This is a genomic window from Chlamydia abortus (assembly GCF_002895085.1).
In the GTDB taxonomy this organism is placed as follows: domain Bacteria; phylum Chlamydiota; class Chlamydiia; order Chlamydiales; family Chlamydiaceae; genus Chlamydia; species Chlamydia abortus.
In genome coordinates this window covers 840,205-856,335 of record NZ_CP024084.1, presented here as the reverse complement: position 1 = coordinate 856,335, position 16,131 = coordinate 840,205, and the positions used below count along the sequence as shown (strand labels likewise).

Genomic DNA, 16,131 nt, shown 5'->3' with positions numbered 1-16,131 from the left:
CTTTTTTTCTTGAAAAGAAAACTCTTAAAGAAAACCGAAAGAGCTTCTATAATTTCTTGAGTTGTAATCTCTTATTATTATTTCTAAATGAAACCACAAGATTTAAAAGCTCCTTTTTTTGGGGAAGAACGTAAAACCCAAATCAAGGATGATGTCCTTTACATTCCTGAACATTATTTCAAACATGGTCAGTTTGAGATGCCTAGTTGGGAAGAATTTTTCGGGAATAATCACCCAATTTTCTGTGAACTTTGTTCAGGGAACGGTGATTGGGTAGTTGCGCAAGCTAACAAAAACCCGAACATGAATTGGATAGCAGTTGAAAAACGCTTTGATCGGGTAAGGAAAATCTGGTCTAAAATGCATAATTCTCAAGTGAGAAACTTGAGGATTGTTTGCGGTGAAGCTCAAACCTTTTTCCGTCATTATATTCAGAATGAGGTTATACAACGTATTGTTGTTAACTTTCCTGATCCATGGCCAAAATCGCGTCATCGTAAACATCGTTTATTTCAATATGAGTTTATGAACGATATTGTTAGGGTTCTAGTAGACTCTGGAATTATCATTCTCGCTACAGATGATAAAAATTACCTTCTTCAGGCTATCAAGATTATGCAACAACGCTTACTGCCTAAATTGGAAGAGCCTTATTATTGTAAGATGCTGGAGAATTACGGAGATTCTTGGTTTGAAAGGTTGTGGAGATCGAAAGGACAGGAAATTTTTTACACAGAATTTGTAAAGAAAGTTGGGATATAGCTGACTTGAACAGCTGACCTTCACGATGTCAACGTGACGCTCTAACCAACTGAGCTAATACCCCAAAAACTAGGGCATAATGTTATCGAGAAAAGAGTATCTTTGCAATAGGCTTATTGATGTTTAAAGGAATAGGATTGCTTCAAGGAAATGTTGTCCGGTTATCTCATGAAATCTTTCAACATGTGCTTACTCCTGGAGATACCGTCGTGGATGCCACTTGTGGAAACGGTAAAGATTGCTTGATTTTAGCCCGTATACTACAAGGAAAAGGGAAACTCGTGGCTTATGATGTACAAAGAGAAGCTTTGATGAGGGCTTCTCTTTTGTGTTCTACGTCTTTGTCCAATGAAGAAAAATCTATTATAGAATTTAAAGAGATGTCCCATGAGCATATTAGCGAGTCAGGAGCTAAACTATTTCATTATAATTTAGGTTACCTTCCCCAGGGCGATAAAAGTGTGACTACTCAACTATGATCAGTATTCAAAAAGCACTTACCTTAGTAGCTCCTCAAGGGGTAGTTACCGTAGTATGCTATCCAGGTCATGCAGAGGGAGCAAATGAGATGTGTTCTGTTGAAGGACTGGCATGTACATTAGATCCTAAGCTTTGGGAAGTGGGCTCTTTCTATATTATGAATAGATATAAGGCCCCTAGGCTTTTTGTGTTCCGTTCTCTTAGGGGAGTTGGTAAGGAATAATGCGCACTTCTTCTTCTAAGTTTATTCCCTGTGATTTTAACTTGTCTTGAACTATTTGAATAAGCTGTTTAACTTCTTGAGATGTCGCTCTGCCCGTATTCACAATGAAGTTCGCATGCTTTGGAGATATTTGAGCTCCTCCTAGAGAAAAGCCTTTTAAACCAGCTTCATCGATGAGTTTCCCCGCGGAATTTCCTGGGGGATTACGGAAAATACACCCTGTAGAAGGTTGTTGGTAAGGTTGAGAAAGTAATCTATTCCGGAGCAAGTCTTTTGCAATTTTTACGGATGAAGAATTCCTAGATAGGCGGAAAGTTGCAGAAAGAATAAATTCATTGCAATGTTGAAAACGCGATGTCCGATAACCAAATCCTAATTCTTCAGTATTATATGAAAGGATTTCTCCTTTAGAATTAATGACTTCCACGCTTTCAATTACAGCAGCCGTATCCTGATTGCCAATGCCAGCATTCATAAATACAGCCCCACCCACCGATCCTGGAATGCCTACGGCAAATTCTAAACCTGAATATCCTGAAGAAGAAAGAGTTTTCCCTAAAAAAGAAAAAGAAGTTCCCGAATACACTTTGATGGTCGTTTCAGAGACAAATTCTTTTCCTTGTATGCCATTACACAAAACAAAACCATCAAACCCTCGATCATCGAATAAGCAATTCGAACCTTTCCCGACGATAATAAATGGATAGTTATGACTATGTAAGAACTGAATTACCTGCTGTGCTTCGCTAGCTGAATGCACTACTTTAAAGTAATTCGCAGGCCCTCCGATACGAAATGTAGAATACTTATTCAACCAAACACTACGGCGAACTGAAAAAGGGAAACGAATGACAGTAGAGGCTTTCACATTTAGAATTCCAGATAAGTTTAAAATAACGCTAAGTCTAACAACACATGAGAGAAGTATCAGGGTGTGTCATCGGCGCTGCTAAACGAAAAATATCATTTAAAACTGCATGAACAAAAGAGCAAGCTTCAACATAACTAAATTTCTTAACCAGCCTTGTGGCTTCCGCAATCAAGATAGCAGTATTGATAGGCTGCCCATGAAAGTGCTCATACAATGTTAAACGTAAAACGTTTTTCTCCATCAAAGTCAGCTTCTCAAAAGAGGTATTTTTAACTGTTTGAGCAATTAATAAATCCAATTCAGAAGACTTTGCAAGGATTTCTTTTGAAAAATTTAAAGCAGAAGAAGCGTGTTTTTGAGTAACGGCAGTCTCCGACATTAAGAGAGGAACAAGGCTCTCTTCAGACATAGGATCCATGTCCAAAGCATAAAGCATTTGCAGTACAATCTCCCGCATTTTTTGTTTGGGGAGAGGACGAGGAAGTTTGACGTAAGACCCTAAGGAGCTTTCAGGAGTCAGAGTAGACATTATGACACCAAAACAACAATGATTTATTACAGTTTGCTAAATTAGGAACTTAGTATAGAAGGATGCGAAATGAGAAAGCACTAAGGTTATATTTTATAAAGTTTTAAATGCAACAAAAAATCATAAACCTCAGGATGACTTTCAACCATTTTTTATTTAGAGTATTATAAAATAAGTTTTGAAAAGGCAGGATTCCCCTATGTTAGGAGATGAAAAGTTCTCAAACAAGCTGTTGGGCAATGGGATTTCAATTGCTTTTCTTTTAAGGATTCTCTAAGATTCTATCTTTCTTTGTCTAGATGAGGAGAAGATTGTTTCTATAGGTTTTCTCCAGGGCAAAGTACTAGCCTCTGATCATTTAAAGAATCGTATTAACGAGCAACTGGGATAGAGTGTGGCATTAAATTTAAAAATTAACAGACAGATACGAGCTCCTAAAGTCCGTCTTATAGGTTCTGCTGGCGAGCAATTGGGTATATTGAATACCAAAGATGCTCTAGACTTGGCCAGGGAGTCCGATTTAGATCTTGTGGAAGTTGCTTCAAACAGCGAGCCACCTGTATGTAAAATTATGGATTATGGCAAATATCGCTATAATCTCACAAAGAAAGAGAAAGACTCTAAAAAAGCTCAACACCAAGTCCGTGTGAAAGAAGTCAAATTGAAGCCAAATATTGATGACAATGACTTCGCTACAAAGTTAAAACAAGCACGAGGCTTTATTGAGAAAGGGAATAAAGTAAAAATTACGTGTATGTTTCGAGGTCGTGAACTTGCTTACCCAGAACACGGGTACACAGTTGTGCAAAAGATGAGCCAAGGTCTCGAAGACGTAGGATTCATAGAATCTGAGCCAAAATTAAATGGTCGTTCCTTAATTTGCGTAGTCGCTCCAGGAACGGTAAAAACTAAGAAAAAGCAGGACAAGATCAATGCCCAAGATGAAAAGCAATAAGTCCGTTGCGGCGCGTTTTAAGTTGACAGGTTCTGGCCAGTTAAAGAGAACTCGTCCAGGCAAGAGGCATAAATTATCGAAAAAATCTTCGCAGGAAAAACGTAACCTATCTAAGCAGCCTTTAGTCGATAAGGGACAAGTAGGTATGTATAAGCGAATGATGCTTGTTTAAAGGTAAGGGAATTGTATTATGGTGAGAGCAACAGGTTCAGTAGCTTCCAGGTGCCGTCGTAAGCGTATATTAAAACAAGCTAAAGGCTTTTGGGGAGATAGAAAAGGCCATTTTCGTCAAAGCCGCTCCTCAGTAATGAGAGCTATGGCGTTCAATTACATGCATAGAAAAGATCGTAAAGGTGACTTCCGCAGCCTTTGGATTGCTCGTCTTAACGTCGCTTCTAGAATCAACGGTTTATCCTACAGCCGCTTAATTAATGGCTTAAAGTGCGCTGGAATCGATTTAAACAGAAAAATGCTATCAGAAATGGCTATTCATAACCCCACGGGTTTTGCAGAAGTGGCTAATCAAGCTAAAAAAGCTTTAGAGGCAAATCTTTAGGAAATAAATCTCATGGCGATTCAAGAGGAGCTTGAAGCTACAAAGCAACAATTTTGTGCAGAACTCAGTCAAGTTAACTCTTCAAAAGATCTTTTTGACCTAAAGGTGCGTTATCTAGGGAAGAAAGGTCTTTTCCGTTGTTTTGCAGATAAGTTAAGGGAGTGTCCTGCAGACCAAAAGGCTCTAATGGGTGCTTCCATAAATGACTGTAAAACCTATATCGAAAATCTCATCCGTGATAAAAATCATGCGATCCTTTTAGCAGAAGAAGCAGCAGAATTCTTAAGAGAAAAGATTGATATTACCTTGCCAGGAGAACCGCATTGTCCTGGAGGGAAACACATCGTGAAAAAAGTTTTAGACGATGTTGTGGATATCTTTGTTCATCTCGGTTTCTGTGTTCGCGAAGCTCCAAACATCGAAAGTGAAGAAAATAACTTTTCTTTGCTGAATTTCGAGGAAGATCACCCCGCGAGACAAATGCATGATACTTTTTACTTAGATCCTAAAACAGTATTACGCACACACACATCCAACGTTCAGGTTAGAGAACTACGCAAAGGGCAACCTCCGATAAAAGTAGTCGCTCCAGGTCTATGTTTCCGTAACGAGGATATTTCAGCGCGCTCCCATGTGATTTTTCATCAAGTAGAGGCATTTTATCTCGATCGTTATGTAACACTTTCTGACTTGACAGCGATGCTTACGGAGTTTTACCATACGTTCTTTGAAAGGGAAATAGAGTTGCGTTTACGTCACAGCTACTTTCCTTTTGTTGAGCCGGGAATAGAAGTCGATGTTTCTTGTGAATGTCGACAAGCAGGATGTTCCTTATGTAAACATACTGGTTGGCTAGAAGTAGCTGGAGCTGGTATGATACATCCTCAAGTTTTGCGTAACAGCGGATTTGATCCTGAGATCTATACAGGCTACGCTGTTGGCATGGGTATCGAGAGGTTAGCTATGTTACAACATGGTATCTCCGATATTCGTCTTTTCTGTGAAAACGACTTAAGGTTTTTACAGCAGTTTTCTTAAGGAAGAATGGCAGAGCGGTTTAATGCACCTGTCTTGAAAACAGGAGACCTGAAAGGGTCCGGGGGTTCGAATCCCTCTTCTTCCGTTTCTTTTTAGATGTCAGTCTTTTAGCGTATTTCAAGCTTTTCTCTTATTTTTATCCTCTCTTATTTTTTTATCAGTTTTTAATTTCTTTAATTCAATGTTTTATTAATTGTAGTTTCGTTTTCTTTTCAAATTAGTTTGATGGTTAAATTATTTTTATAATAAACTAATATAACGATCGTAAGATAATAATCTAATTTTTTGATTCGTTTAAGAGTAAATATGCGAAAGTCTTGTCATAATTTTGAAAAAGCATTGCAGCATTTAGAGAAGTTAAAAAAGATTTCTTATAATTTGCCATCGTCTTTTATTCGTAACACTAAGCCTGATGATGTATTTTCTGAAGATCATTGTGTCGATGAAATGAAACAGGCAATCAAGAATATAGAAGATTATCTTAAGAAAGCGGGTTCTCTACCTAAAAGCGAAGCAAATAAGGCTTTACAAGAGTCTAATTTCCTTATAGCTGGGGTGCAAAACGTCTTTTCTTTCCTAGAAAGTAGAGAGCGAGGGCTATACCAGAGTTTAGTTCATGATTATTCTGAGCTAAGTAGGGTGTACAATAAAACACAAGCCAATCTCAGCCGAAAGATTATTAAGGAAGAAGAAGACAACGAAGAAATCATCGAACGGGAATTAGAAGAAATGCAGGAGGAAGAGCATTTCTTAAATAACTTAGTAGAAGTAAAACGAGACCGTTCCTATGAGCTTTTCTACATGTCTGACGAGGAGAATCGGCGTTTTTATACAGATACACTCACGCAGATTATCTGCAAACAGGGAAAGATTCATGAAACAGCTCATGAAGGTGACCCGTTAATAAAAACATCAGTTTGGAATAGCGAAGAACTTCATAATTTAGCGTCTTCGTTAGTATTCACGAACGATATGCCTATACGGTTATTTTATCAGAAGGCTTTGAGTAATCTAGAGATCAAATCTACAGAAAAAATACACAATGCTGTCATGGGGCTGTTCTTATCTAGATATCCAACCACCATGGTTTCTCATAATCCTCAGAAAGATAATCTCCAATACTTTAATGATTTTCTCTATTTCTTGAGAGATGCATGGAAAACACAAAACAATGTTCCTACTAATGAGACGCATTATCGACATGCACACACACTAATGTCTTCTTTAAGTAGTGGGATTTTTGAAACTAAACTGACATTTACAGAAGCAGCTCGATATTTATATTTTCATATACACTCAAAAATCCAAAACGAGAAAGATAAGAAACCTCTATCATCCGGACAATACGTTTCTGAAGTGTACGAGGAATTGTATCGGTTGTTTTCTAAATATCCGAATGGCCCTTTATTTAAAGCTATAGACAGAATATTAGATTCTCGCTCCACAGTATTTGATCCTATTGTTTTAGGAGTATTTCCAGGATTAGAAGGCACATTGAAGTTAGGAGATAAATCAATAAATATCATAAGATCCCCAAGCCCTATAACACAAAGCTCTATACTCTATGCGAATTGTAATGAGGAGTTTATCGGATTTCTCAATGCTAAGGAAGGCCTCGGAGATATCACACTAATTTTAAACATACAGAATCGTTTATCTAGGAAAGATCGTGCAAGAAGCCGTGTTATAGAAGAAAGCTTAGATAGCATCGATAAGGCGCATATATTTTCATTCCCAGAACCTGAGGATCTATTAAAACATATGGAAAAAGTTCACGGAGAACAAGAAACCTTTGTTGGATTCTTTTCTATCTTTAAAGAAGAATTCAATAAATCCGGATCTTTATCATTGTTTTCCGTTCCGAGTATATCCAAAGGCCAAATTTATGATTTTCTTGACGCTAGCCTCTCAGTTCTAAAAGACACTTTCTTCTCTAAGAAAAAGATTTTATTTAAAAACGATAAACTCTTGCTATTGCATATTATTTCCTACCTCACAGTCTTTAAGCTTATAGAAATTATAGATCCAAATAACCTTATAGTCATGTCTAAGGACGGATTGGATTACGCATCGATACTCATTGCAGGATTTACTTTCTTTGCTAGTGAAGAAGCTTGGGATGAGCACAAATTAAAATTGCTGATGACAAAGGTTCTTGCACCGACTTTAGTAGCTAGAGACCGGCTGGTATTTGCACATCATATAGAATTGATGAGTAAATTTCTCAATTGTTTGAGGAAAAATAGACAGAACCTTTCTAACCTTAGACCGTTCTACAATTATGATTTAGAAAAATGGCAGTTCTCAGGTTATCTCAATGAAATCATTGAAGCTTAGCATAAGCATAGTTTGTGATTATAGCTAAGATAATTAACGGGAAGAACATTACAGGCAATATCGGTAACACACTACTGTTAGCCAGGACCATACCTGCTTTTAAGAAGATGAAAAAGGTATTTATTGTTCCTAAAGGCACAAGGTAGGCAAGAGTCACTGTAGGAACACGACTGAATCGTAAACAAAGATACGCAGAGATAATCATAGAGGATATGCAAGCTAAAGGAGAAATTAGCATATAGTAAAATGTCGACAATAAAGATAAGATACGTTGAGGAATAGTTGTAGACAACCCTAAGCCTGTGGCATTCCAAGGAATAGCTTGAAACGACTCCGAAAGGCGATTTTTCCCTCCTGCTGTGAAAATTTTAGAAAAAGGATTATCGTAAAATCCAAATTCAATTTCAGGGAACTCTTTCATATCAGAGTATTCACTCAGCTCCATACTTCCCGATTCTGTTGCAGAAAAGCGTATAACATCTAGCCCTATAGGAAGAGATGGTGTTGTAAATGCCAGTTTTTCCATCGTGTAGATCGTTTTAGGATTTTTAATCCAAAACACCTGATTCAAGGTTAATGTTTTCTGCTCAATAGAAGAGTACAGTAGAACGGTTTGATCTTTAAGGTAGAGAGCGGGGACTTTGTCTTGGACTTTATCTAGAGTGCCTCTGTCTATATGTTCTTTAGTTGTGGATATTTGTTCACATATAGGATGTAGCCATTGGAAATTCGCATATAAAAGTAGTGTAATAATAAAACTCGAGTGGATCAAAGGAGCTGTTAAAGACTTCAAAGAGAGTCCGGAGGCTTGTAGGAGAAGGACTTCACGTTTATTTTGCATGGAAAATAGAGTGATGGTAGTTGCTACAGCCACTAGCTGCGGAATGAGGAATTCTGCTTTAAGAGCTATCTGGGCTAGGTAATAGAGAATGGAGAGCTTTAACGATGCCCCTGAGGCCAGAGAGGTAGTATTCCCTTTGATAGTATGAAGAGAGTGATGAATAGAGGCATAAAAAACAAAAGCTAATACAATTAATGATACCAAGGAAAACCAAAACTTGGTTAACACATAACGTTTCCAAATATACATGACTTATGCATAACCCCTATTTTCTCGATACGCTTTGATAGCAAAAACAATCCAAGAAATTACCTGAGGGAAAATAAACAACGTAAGAGCAGGAAATAGAGAGGACGTGTTTTTGCCAACTATTAATAAAATTAAATCCATCACGGGGAAAATACAATAAAGAGTTATGGATTTGCGAAATCTTGGCTTATAGGTACCTAAAACCATACCAGAATAGGTAAGAGTAATACAGAGCAAACCTATACCAATTCTTCTTAAGGTTTCGGGTAGATATGTATGGCTAAATGATTGTTTTACAAGTTGCTTCCAAGGTAAATAATCTGTCCGCGTTTTCATGTAAGATTTTCCAGCAAATAACGTTGAAGTTATCTTAGGAATTAACATTTCATCTAAGGTCTCTATATAGTATTCTTTGGAATGCGAAGAGCATTGATCCGTCAGTGTGGAGGGCAGCTTGGAGATCATCACTACACCCCGTGCTTGTACAGTATCATTAGCAACATCGGGAATGATAGTTTTAATCAGCCCCACATTAGCAATTTCTTTATCTCTTTTTAAAGCAGTAATTACATTGTCAAATTTACTTTTAGCACAATGATCCACAGTAATAAAAATACGATTGCTTTCTTTCTTCTGTAGTGTCTGGAGTAATAATGTCGGCGAAGTCATGGCCATATTGGCAATTTCTTTACAGGTTTGAAAACGACAAATAGAAGCTAATTCAGAACATGTATAAAAATTTACACAACAAATGGCGCAAGAAACCATAAGCACCGGAAAAGTAATGATCGCTTGGGAAGCTCCAGATGCTTTCAGGAAGGTAATTTGGTTATTATCAGACAATCCTCGAAAAAGCGAGAAAGCAGAAATAAAGCAAGAAATAGGAAGAATAAAGGGCAATAAGTAGGGAATCTGGTAAGCTGTTAGTCGCAACACTGTTGGATAAGGAACGTCTTTTGCTATATAACTAACGATTTCTTGAAGCGAACTAATAATAGAAATACAGATAAGGCTAAGCGTGCAAAAAGTCACAGTTTTTAAATAACGGAAAATTAAGACTTTCCATAAAATGGGCATAGCATACCTGGTATCAGGAGTTATTCAAGGTTAAGGACAAAGTAAGCCTATCTCTGTAAGTTGATAAGCCTGAAAGTATTTGTAATGAATTTATACGGACATGTATTTAAATTATGTTATCTTGCCTACTCAGAAATGATAAGCGATTAGAAGTTTTTTTTTCTGCTTTAGATATGAAAAAAAGCTATCTACTTGCTTTATCAGGAGGAAGCGATTCATTATTTCTCCTATATCTTCTTAAATCTCGAGGAGTCTCTTTTACTGCTGTTCACGTAGATTACGGATGGAGAGAGTCATCTTATCGTGAAGCTGAGGAGCTTAAGCTTAGATGTCAAGAAGAAGGCGTTCCCCTTATAGTCGATCATGTTCCTTCCAAATATACAACATCAAAAGATCCAGAAAATACGGCGAGGCGTTATCGTTATGCATTATTTTGTAAAATTTGTCGGGAAGACAACCTTGCGGGGATCTTTTTAGCTCATCATGCTAATGATCAAGCAGAAACTGTATTAAAGCGTGTATTAGAGGGAGCGAGTTTAGGGAATTTAAAAGGGATGACGAGTGGAGCCTCTTACAACAGAATCCCTCTTTTACGGCCTTTATTGCATATCCCCAAACAGGTTTTAATGCAGACTTTAGATGCTGAAAATATTGCCTATGTTCATGATGTAACAAATACTGATGAACGGTATCTACGTGCTAGAATGCGGAATAAGATATTTCCTTGGTTAGAAGAAATTTTTGCTAAGAACATCACACAACCTTTACTCACACTCGCTCAAGATTCTGAGGAACTTTCCTGTTATATGAAACAACAAGCGCAACCCTTTCTTGAAAATATACGGCAAGAACATACAACTTGCTCTATTGAAATTCCTAAGCCATTGATAGAACAAGTTTTTCTTGCTAAGTGGGTGTGTAAGGAGTTCTTTTATAAGGTTGGTATTGTTGTTTCAAGGCATTTTTTACAAATGGTTTATGATCATTTAAGCCGGAATTTACCAGCAGAAATGCGACTTCGAGATAAAAGAGTCATCGTAAAAGCTGGGGTAGTAATGATAGAATAGAAAGTATATAATGACGGTTCTTATACTGTATTCGAAGATGATGAGTAGTAGGTCATTGTATAAGCAGATTTTCATATTTTTTATTTTATAACTTGGTTTTATAAACAAAATAATAAAAAATATGCTACATTAAATAATTACCTGTCTGATTGATTAGCTTAGTTGTGTAGTTTATGTCTAAAGATAAAAAAATAAAGCCCGAATCGAAAAAAAATTTTCCTACGGTATTTTTTTTCCTTCTATTTGGTGTAATTTTCGGCGTGATTGCTGTTCAAAATTTTCTAGTTGCCAAGAAAGCTCGGGTCAGTTTTAGCCATCAGCTAGAGCATTTAGTAAATTTAAAATTGATTTATCCTGAAGATAGTAGGAAAATTGCCCTAAACGATAATTTAGTCTCGTTTAGTGGGCGTTTTCGTGAATCTCCAACAGCTGACAGTCAGCTGCGTTATCATTACTTAGAGTTAATAGATCAAAAACATCAATTAGAGTTTGATCTTCAGGAAGTGAGTAAGAATGTCGATAATCTTGCAAAAGAGGTCGAGAGTTCTGTTTTGTGGTTTTCCGCAATTTCTGGGTTTCCGGTTCCTGAAACAGGTTATGTGATATCTCCTAGTGCAGAATTAGGAAAGTCTTCTTTGGAAGCTCTTGTTATTCATGGTTCGAATAATTTCCAAATTGTCAATTTGCGTTCTTTAGAGCAACGTTATCCCACCCTGCCTCGATCTAGTGAAGCTTTACGTACGTTTGGTTCTGATTTATATGAGCTTATTGGGAAATATTTGTCCCCAGCTTTGGGCATAGGTTCTGAGAGTATAAAGCGTGAACTCAAAGATTTTTATCAACAGGTTGAGCTTTCTCTAACTCAGTCAATGGATGCGGAGCAGCTTAGTGTTCTCTATGAGAAAGTTTTATCTTCTCTACAGAGGATTTCTACATCACTAGTTTTATCTGATAGAGGAGAGCATTTTGGACAATTGCGTTCTGTACGTTTATATCGTGAAGAACGTAGTAAATATGAGAAACTTATAGAAGATAGTCAGATTAATCAAGCACAGTTAGATAAGCTTCGTGGTGAGCTTAGCCAGGTGGTGTGGTATTTTAATAACCAAGAGCTATCTTCTCGAGCTTTGGAAAAACAAGACCCTGAGGTATTTGCTCATTGGTTTTCTGGAGCTAAACAAGAGTGGGAAGGATTCTCCAATAACCGTGCTTTAACTTTCAAAGCTCCGGATCAGCCACGAAATTTAGTATTAGAGAAAACATTTAAGAGTGAAGAGCCTGCGCCGCATTACATAGGATATCTGTTTACTTTCTTACCTATTATACTTGTGCTTGTCTTTGTCTATTTTGTCTTTTCTAGACAAGTGCGTGGTATGAACGGTTCAGCAATGTCCTTCGGGAAATCTCCAGCGCGCTTGTTAATGAAGGGCCAAAACAAAGTCACTTTTGCTGATGTTGCGGGTATAGAAGAGGCAAAAGAAGAATTAATAGAAATCGTAGACTTTCTTAAGAACCCTACGAAATTTACGAGTTTAGGGGGAAGAATCCCTAAAGGCGTGTTGTTAATCGGGCCTCCTGGAACAGGAAAAACTTTAATAGCTAAAGCTGTTTCTGGAGAAGCGGACCGACCATTTTTTTCTATAGCCGGATCTGATTTTGTAGAGATGTTTGTTGGTGTTGGAGCTAGTCGTATTCGCGATATGTTCGAACAAGCTAAGAGAAATGCTCCTTGCATTATTTTCATTGATGAGATCGATGCTGTAGGTCGTCATCGAGGCGCTGGTATAGGCGGAGGTCATGATGAACGTGAGCAAACATTAAACCAACTGCTTGTAGAAATGGATGGTTTTGGCACTAATGAGGGTGTGATCCTCATGGCTGCAACGAATCGTCCTGATGTTTTAGATAAGGCTTTATTGCGTCCTGGACGTTTTGATCGTCGTGTGGTGATGAATTTACCTGATATTAAGGGGAGATTTGAAATTCTTTCCGTACATGCGAAGAGAATCAAATTGGATCCTAAAGTCGATCTTATGGCAGTTGCACGAAGTACTCCCGGAGCTTCAGGAGCAGATTTAGAGAATTTATTAAATGAGGCTGCTCTTCTTGCTGCGCGTAAGGATCGTACTGCAGTGACTGCTGTAGATGTTGCTGAAGCTCGTGATAAGGTTCTCTATGGTAAAGAGCGTCGTAGCTTAGAAATGGATGCTGAAGAACGAAAAACAACAGCCTATCATGAATCAGGTCATGCGGTTGTTGGGCTGTGTGTTCAACATGCCGATCCTGTGGACAAAGTTACTATTATTCCTAGGGGTTTATCTTTAGGAGCTACGCATTTTCTTCCTGAGAAGAATAAACTTAGCTACTGGAAAAAAGAGTTGTTTGATCAGTTGGCTGTTCTTATGGGAGGCCGAGCCGCAGAAGATATCTTTTTAGGGGATATTTCTAGTGGCGCTCAGCAAGATATTTCTCAAGCTACGAAATTAGTTCGTAGTATGGTTTGCGAATGGGGAATGAGTGAGCAATTAGGTACTGTAACTTATGATGAGCGTTCAGATACCTCTACAGGTTACGGCTCTTATCATGAGAAAAGTTATTCAGAGGAAACTGCAAAAGCTATTGACAGTGAGTTGCGTGCCTTATTGGATGCTGCATACCAACGCGCGTTAACCATCATCAGAGAACATCGTGATGAAGTGGAATTGATGACTCAGATGTTAATAGAGTTTGAAACTTTAGACGCTAAAGATGTTAAAGAAATCATGGATCACACTTGGGACCCAGAGAAAAAACGAGCACGTTTAAAAGAAGAAGGTATGACGTTCAAGAAAGTTTCTGACGATTTACCTCCTCCTCCTCCTCAAGAAGATGCTATGAAAGATGGTACGTTAAAACTCAATAACACCACTACATAATCTATAGATTATGTACTGATGTGAAAAGCCCCTAACTAGGGGCTTTTTTTTTATCTTTTCAAAAAGATCTAAAGAAAAACAATAAAGGAAAAAGGGGGGGACTACTCACTGAGAGTAGCTTTATGACTGAGTTTGTACTGTCCTTTTTCGTTGATGCTTAAAAGTTTAACAGTTAGGGTGTCCCCCTGTTTAACGAAATCACCAACATTGTCTATACGTTGTTTAGAAAATTCAGAAATATGGCAAAGACCTTCTTTACCAGGGAGAATTTCAACAAAGGCTCCAAAAGGGACAACAGATGTTACGCGACCTTCATAAATCTTACCTACTTCAACTTCGCCAACTAAGCCTTCAATAATAGATTTAGCTTTCTCTATGGCTTGTGGTGAAGAGGCAGAAATACTGACAAGACCCGAGTCATTAATATCAATTTGTACTCCAGCTTCTTCAATAATTTGACGAATCTGTTTACCTCCGGGCCCAATAACAGTAGCAATTTTATTCGGCTTAATTTGCATTGTTTCAATGCGAGGAGCGTATTGGGATAAGTCGGTTTTAGGAGCCGCAAGAGCTTGTTTCATGGTTTCAAGAATATCTTGACGACCTTCTTTAGCTTGGGCTAGGGCAGCTCGCATAATATCAGGAGTAATGCCTTCTACTTTAATATCCATTTGAAATGCTGTAATTCCTTCGGTATTTCCAGCAACCTTGAAATCCATATCACCTAAATGATCTTCTAATCCGGAAATATCTGAGAGAATAGTTACATGGTCATCCTCTAATATTAGTCCCATGGCTATACCAGCTATAGGAGTTTTAATAGGCACCCCAGCATCCATTAAAGCTAAACAACCTCCGCAAACAGATGCCATAGATGAAGAACCATTAGATTCTGTAATATTGGATTCTATGCGGATAGTATAGGGGAACTTCATAGGATCGGGTAGCGTGTGACTTAATGCTTTTTCCGCAAGTTTACCGTGACCGATTTCTCTTCTTCCTGGAGAGCCGATCCTTCCTACTTCTCCAACAGAAAAGGGAGGGAAGAAGTATTGTAAGTAAAATTTGGCTAATCCTTCACCATTTAAGTCTTCATACCGTTGGGCCATGGCTTCGCTACCTAACGTACAGACAGCCATAGTTTGAGTTTCTCCCCGAGTAAATAAGCAACTGCCGTGAGTCCTGGGGAGGAAAGACGTATCAATAGAGATAGGACGAATAGTCGTTACAGAACGTCCATCAGAACGTAGACCTTGTTCACGTATTAAACCACGTATGAAGTTAGACTTTGCTTGCTTAAAAGCAATTTTAATATTGAACGCAGTAAAGACTTCATTTTCTTCTTGGAGCTGTTCGATGACTTCATTTTCTAACTGTTTTGAAGCAGCCTCGAAAGCTTTCTTTTCCTTAATTTTCAGGAGGTCAACAAACTTTCCTTCCACAAATGTGTTTACGGCAGATTGGACTTCCTCTGGAAGAGAAACAATTCCACTTGTATTTTTTTCTTTACCTATGTGTTTTTGCCAATCCTTTAGTGCCTTGCATATAGTAACAATGTGTTTGTGACCAAACTCAATAGCTTCGATAACTTGCTCTTCTGTGAAGAAGTCGCAGTGTCCCTCGATCATTAGGATAGCATTTTCTGTTCCTGCTAAAACGAGTTCCATTCTGGAAACGTCCATTTCCGCTTTTGTTGGGTTAACTACCCAACGATTGTTCACAAAGCCGACACGAACACCAGCGACAATACTAGTCTGAGGAATGTCAGAAATTGCTAAGGCTGCAGAAACACCGCAAATTGCGATGGGATCAGGAAGAGTGACTCCGTCGTATGACCATACGTAAGATAAAATTTGAATGTCCTGCATTAACCGGTTGGGTAACGAAGGACGCATGGAGCGATCTATCAGGCGAGAAGTTAAAATTTCTCTTTCTGTTGGGCGACCTTCCCTTTTAATAAACCCGCCTAAAGTTTTTCCTATAGAGGAAAACTTTTCTTGGTAGTCAACTCTTAGAGGTAGGAAGTCAACAGCTTCCTCAAGGTTAGCCGCACAAACAGAAGAAAAGACCCATGTTTCTTGCATGCGAGCAAGAACTGCGCCGTTAGCCTGACGCGCTATTTTCCCCGTTTCAAATACTAACGTTTTGCCTTCTTCAAGGGTAACAGAAATAGTTTCAAATGTCATGAAGGTCTCCTAATTAGATTTTTTTGCCGGGGAAAATAAATAAAA

Annotated in this window: 13 protein-coding genes, 2 tRNA genes and 1 pseudogene; 10 read left to right on the top strand and 6 right to left on the bottom strand. The window is 38.1% G+C overall.

The window, feature by feature from the left end:
• Nucleotides 1–87: 87 nt before the first annotated feature.
• Complete coding sequence (gene trmB / locus CHAB577_RS03920) at nt 88–762, top strand: tRNA (guanosine(46)-N7)-methyltransferase TrmB (protein WP_011097308.1); 675 nt, start codon at nt 88–90, stop codon at nt 760–762.
• Here trmB and CHAB577_RS03915 read toward each other — a convergent pair.
• Nucleotides 753–826 (bottom strand) — tRNA-Val (locus tag CHAB577_RS03915). The two genes, trmB and CHAB577_RS03915, sit on opposite strands and share 10 nt — an antisense overlap.
• Nucleotides 827–881: 55 nt before the next feature.
• Between CHAB577_RS03915 and mnmM the strand changes: the two are divergent.
• Nucleotides 882–1,465: pseudogene (gene mnmM, locus CHAB577_RS03910) on the top strand (tRNA 5-(aminomethyl)-2-thiouridylate-methyltransferase MnmM).
• Here mnmM and murB read toward each other — a convergent pair.
• Together murB and nusB are read right to left on the bottom strand one after the other, a co-directional pair.
• Complete coding sequence (murB, locus tag CHAB577_RS03905) at nt 1,443–2,333, bottom strand: UDP-N-acetylmuramate dehydrogenase (protein WP_011097307.1); 891 nt, start codon at nt 2,331–2,333, stop codon at nt 1,443–1,445. The pseudogene mnmM and the gene murB overlap by 23 nt on opposite strands.
• 37 nt (nt 2,334–2,370) lie before the next feature.
• Nucleotides 2,371–2,865 (bottom strand): transcription antitermination factor NusB, encoded by a 495-nt coding sequence (gene nusB / locus CHAB577_RS03900; protein ID WP_011097306.1) that lies wholly within the window; start codon nt 2,863–2,865, stop codon nt 2,371–2,373.
• Between the two features lie 394 nt (nt 2,866–3,259).
• On the opposite strand from nusB, the gene infC reads away from it, so the two are divergent.
• From infC to CHAB577_RS03870, 6 genes are all read left to right on the top strand, one after another.
• Nucleotides 3,260–3,820, top strand: coding sequence for a translation initiation factor IF-3 (infC, locus tag CHAB577_RS03895; RefSeq protein WP_041461345.1), 561 nt, complete (start codon nt 3,260–3,262; stop codon nt 3,818–3,820).
• Nucleotides 3,798–3,992 (top strand): 50S ribosomal protein L35, encoded by a 195-nt coding sequence (gene rpmI, locus CHAB577_RS03890; protein ID WP_011006725.1) that lies wholly within the window; start codon nt 3,798–3,800, stop codon nt 3,990–3,992. The genes infC and rpmI overlap by 23 nt, the downstream gene beginning before the upstream one ends.
• A gap of 18 nt (nt 3,993–4,010) precedes the next feature.
• On the top strand, nt 4,011–4,376 hold the full coding sequence (gene rplT, locus CHAB577_RS03885; protein WP_041461344.1) for a 50S ribosomal protein L20: 366 nt from the start codon (nt 4,011–4,013) through the stop codon (nt 4,374–4,376).
• 12 nt (nt 4,377–4,388) lie between these two features.
• Entirely contained in the window at nt 4,389–5,414 is a 1,026-nt protein-coding gene (gene pheS / locus CHAB577_RS03880; protein WP_011097303.1) for a phenylalanine--tRNA ligase subunit alpha, read from the top strand.
• Nucleotides 5,415–5,499, top strand: a tRNA-Ser gene (locus tag CHAB577_RS03875).
• A 221-nt stretch (nt 5,500–5,720) separates the two neighbouring features.
• Entirely contained in the window at nt 5,721–7,751 is a 2,031-nt protein-coding gene (locus CHAB577_RS03870) for a hypothetical protein (RefSeq protein WP_011097302.1), read from the top strand.
• Here the strand turns inward: CHAB577_RS03870 and CHAB577_RS03865 are convergent.
• Both CHAB577_RS03865 and CHAB577_RS03860 read right to left on the bottom strand, forming a co-directional pair.
• Nucleotides 7,738–8,841, bottom strand: coding sequence for an LptF/LptG family permease (locus CHAB577_RS03865; RefSeq protein WP_011097301.1), 1,104 nt, complete (start codon nt 8,839–8,841; stop codon nt 7,738–7,740). The genes CHAB577_RS03870 and CHAB577_RS03865 overlap by 14 nt on opposite strands.
• Nucleotides 8,842–8,844: 3 nt before the next feature.
• Nucleotides 8,845–9,918, bottom strand: a complete 1,074-nt coding sequence (locus CHAB577_RS03860; protein ID WP_011097300.1) for an LptF/LptG family permease — start codon at nt 9,916–9,918, stop codon at nt 8,845–8,847.
• 113 nt (nt 9,919–10,031) lie between these two features.
• On the opposite strand from CHAB577_RS03860, the gene tilS reads away from it, so the two are divergent.
• Both tilS and ftsH read left to right on the top strand, forming a co-directional pair.
• Nucleotides 10,032–10,985, top strand: a complete 954-nt coding sequence (tilS, locus tag CHAB577_RS03855) for a tRNA lysidine(34) synthetase TilS (protein ID WP_086393212.1) — start codon at nt 10,032–10,034, stop codon at nt 10,983–10,985.
• Nucleotides 10,986–11,158: 173 nt separating this feature from the next.
• A complete protein-coding gene (gene ftsH / locus CHAB577_RS03850; protein ID WP_011097298.1) occupies nt 11,159–13,900 on the top strand; it encodes an ATP-dependent zinc metalloprotease FtsH in 2,742 nt (913 codons plus the stop codon).
• 101 nt (nt 13,901–14,001) lie between these two features.
• Here ftsH and pnp read toward each other — a convergent pair whose 3' ends face one another.
• Nucleotides 14,002–16,086, bottom strand: a complete 2,085-nt coding sequence (gene pnp / locus CHAB577_RS03845) for a polyribonucleotide nucleotidyltransferase (RefSeq protein ID WP_011097297.1) — start codon at nt 16,084–16,086, stop codon at nt 14,002–14,004.
• Nucleotides 16,087–16,131: the final 45 nt, after the last annotated feature.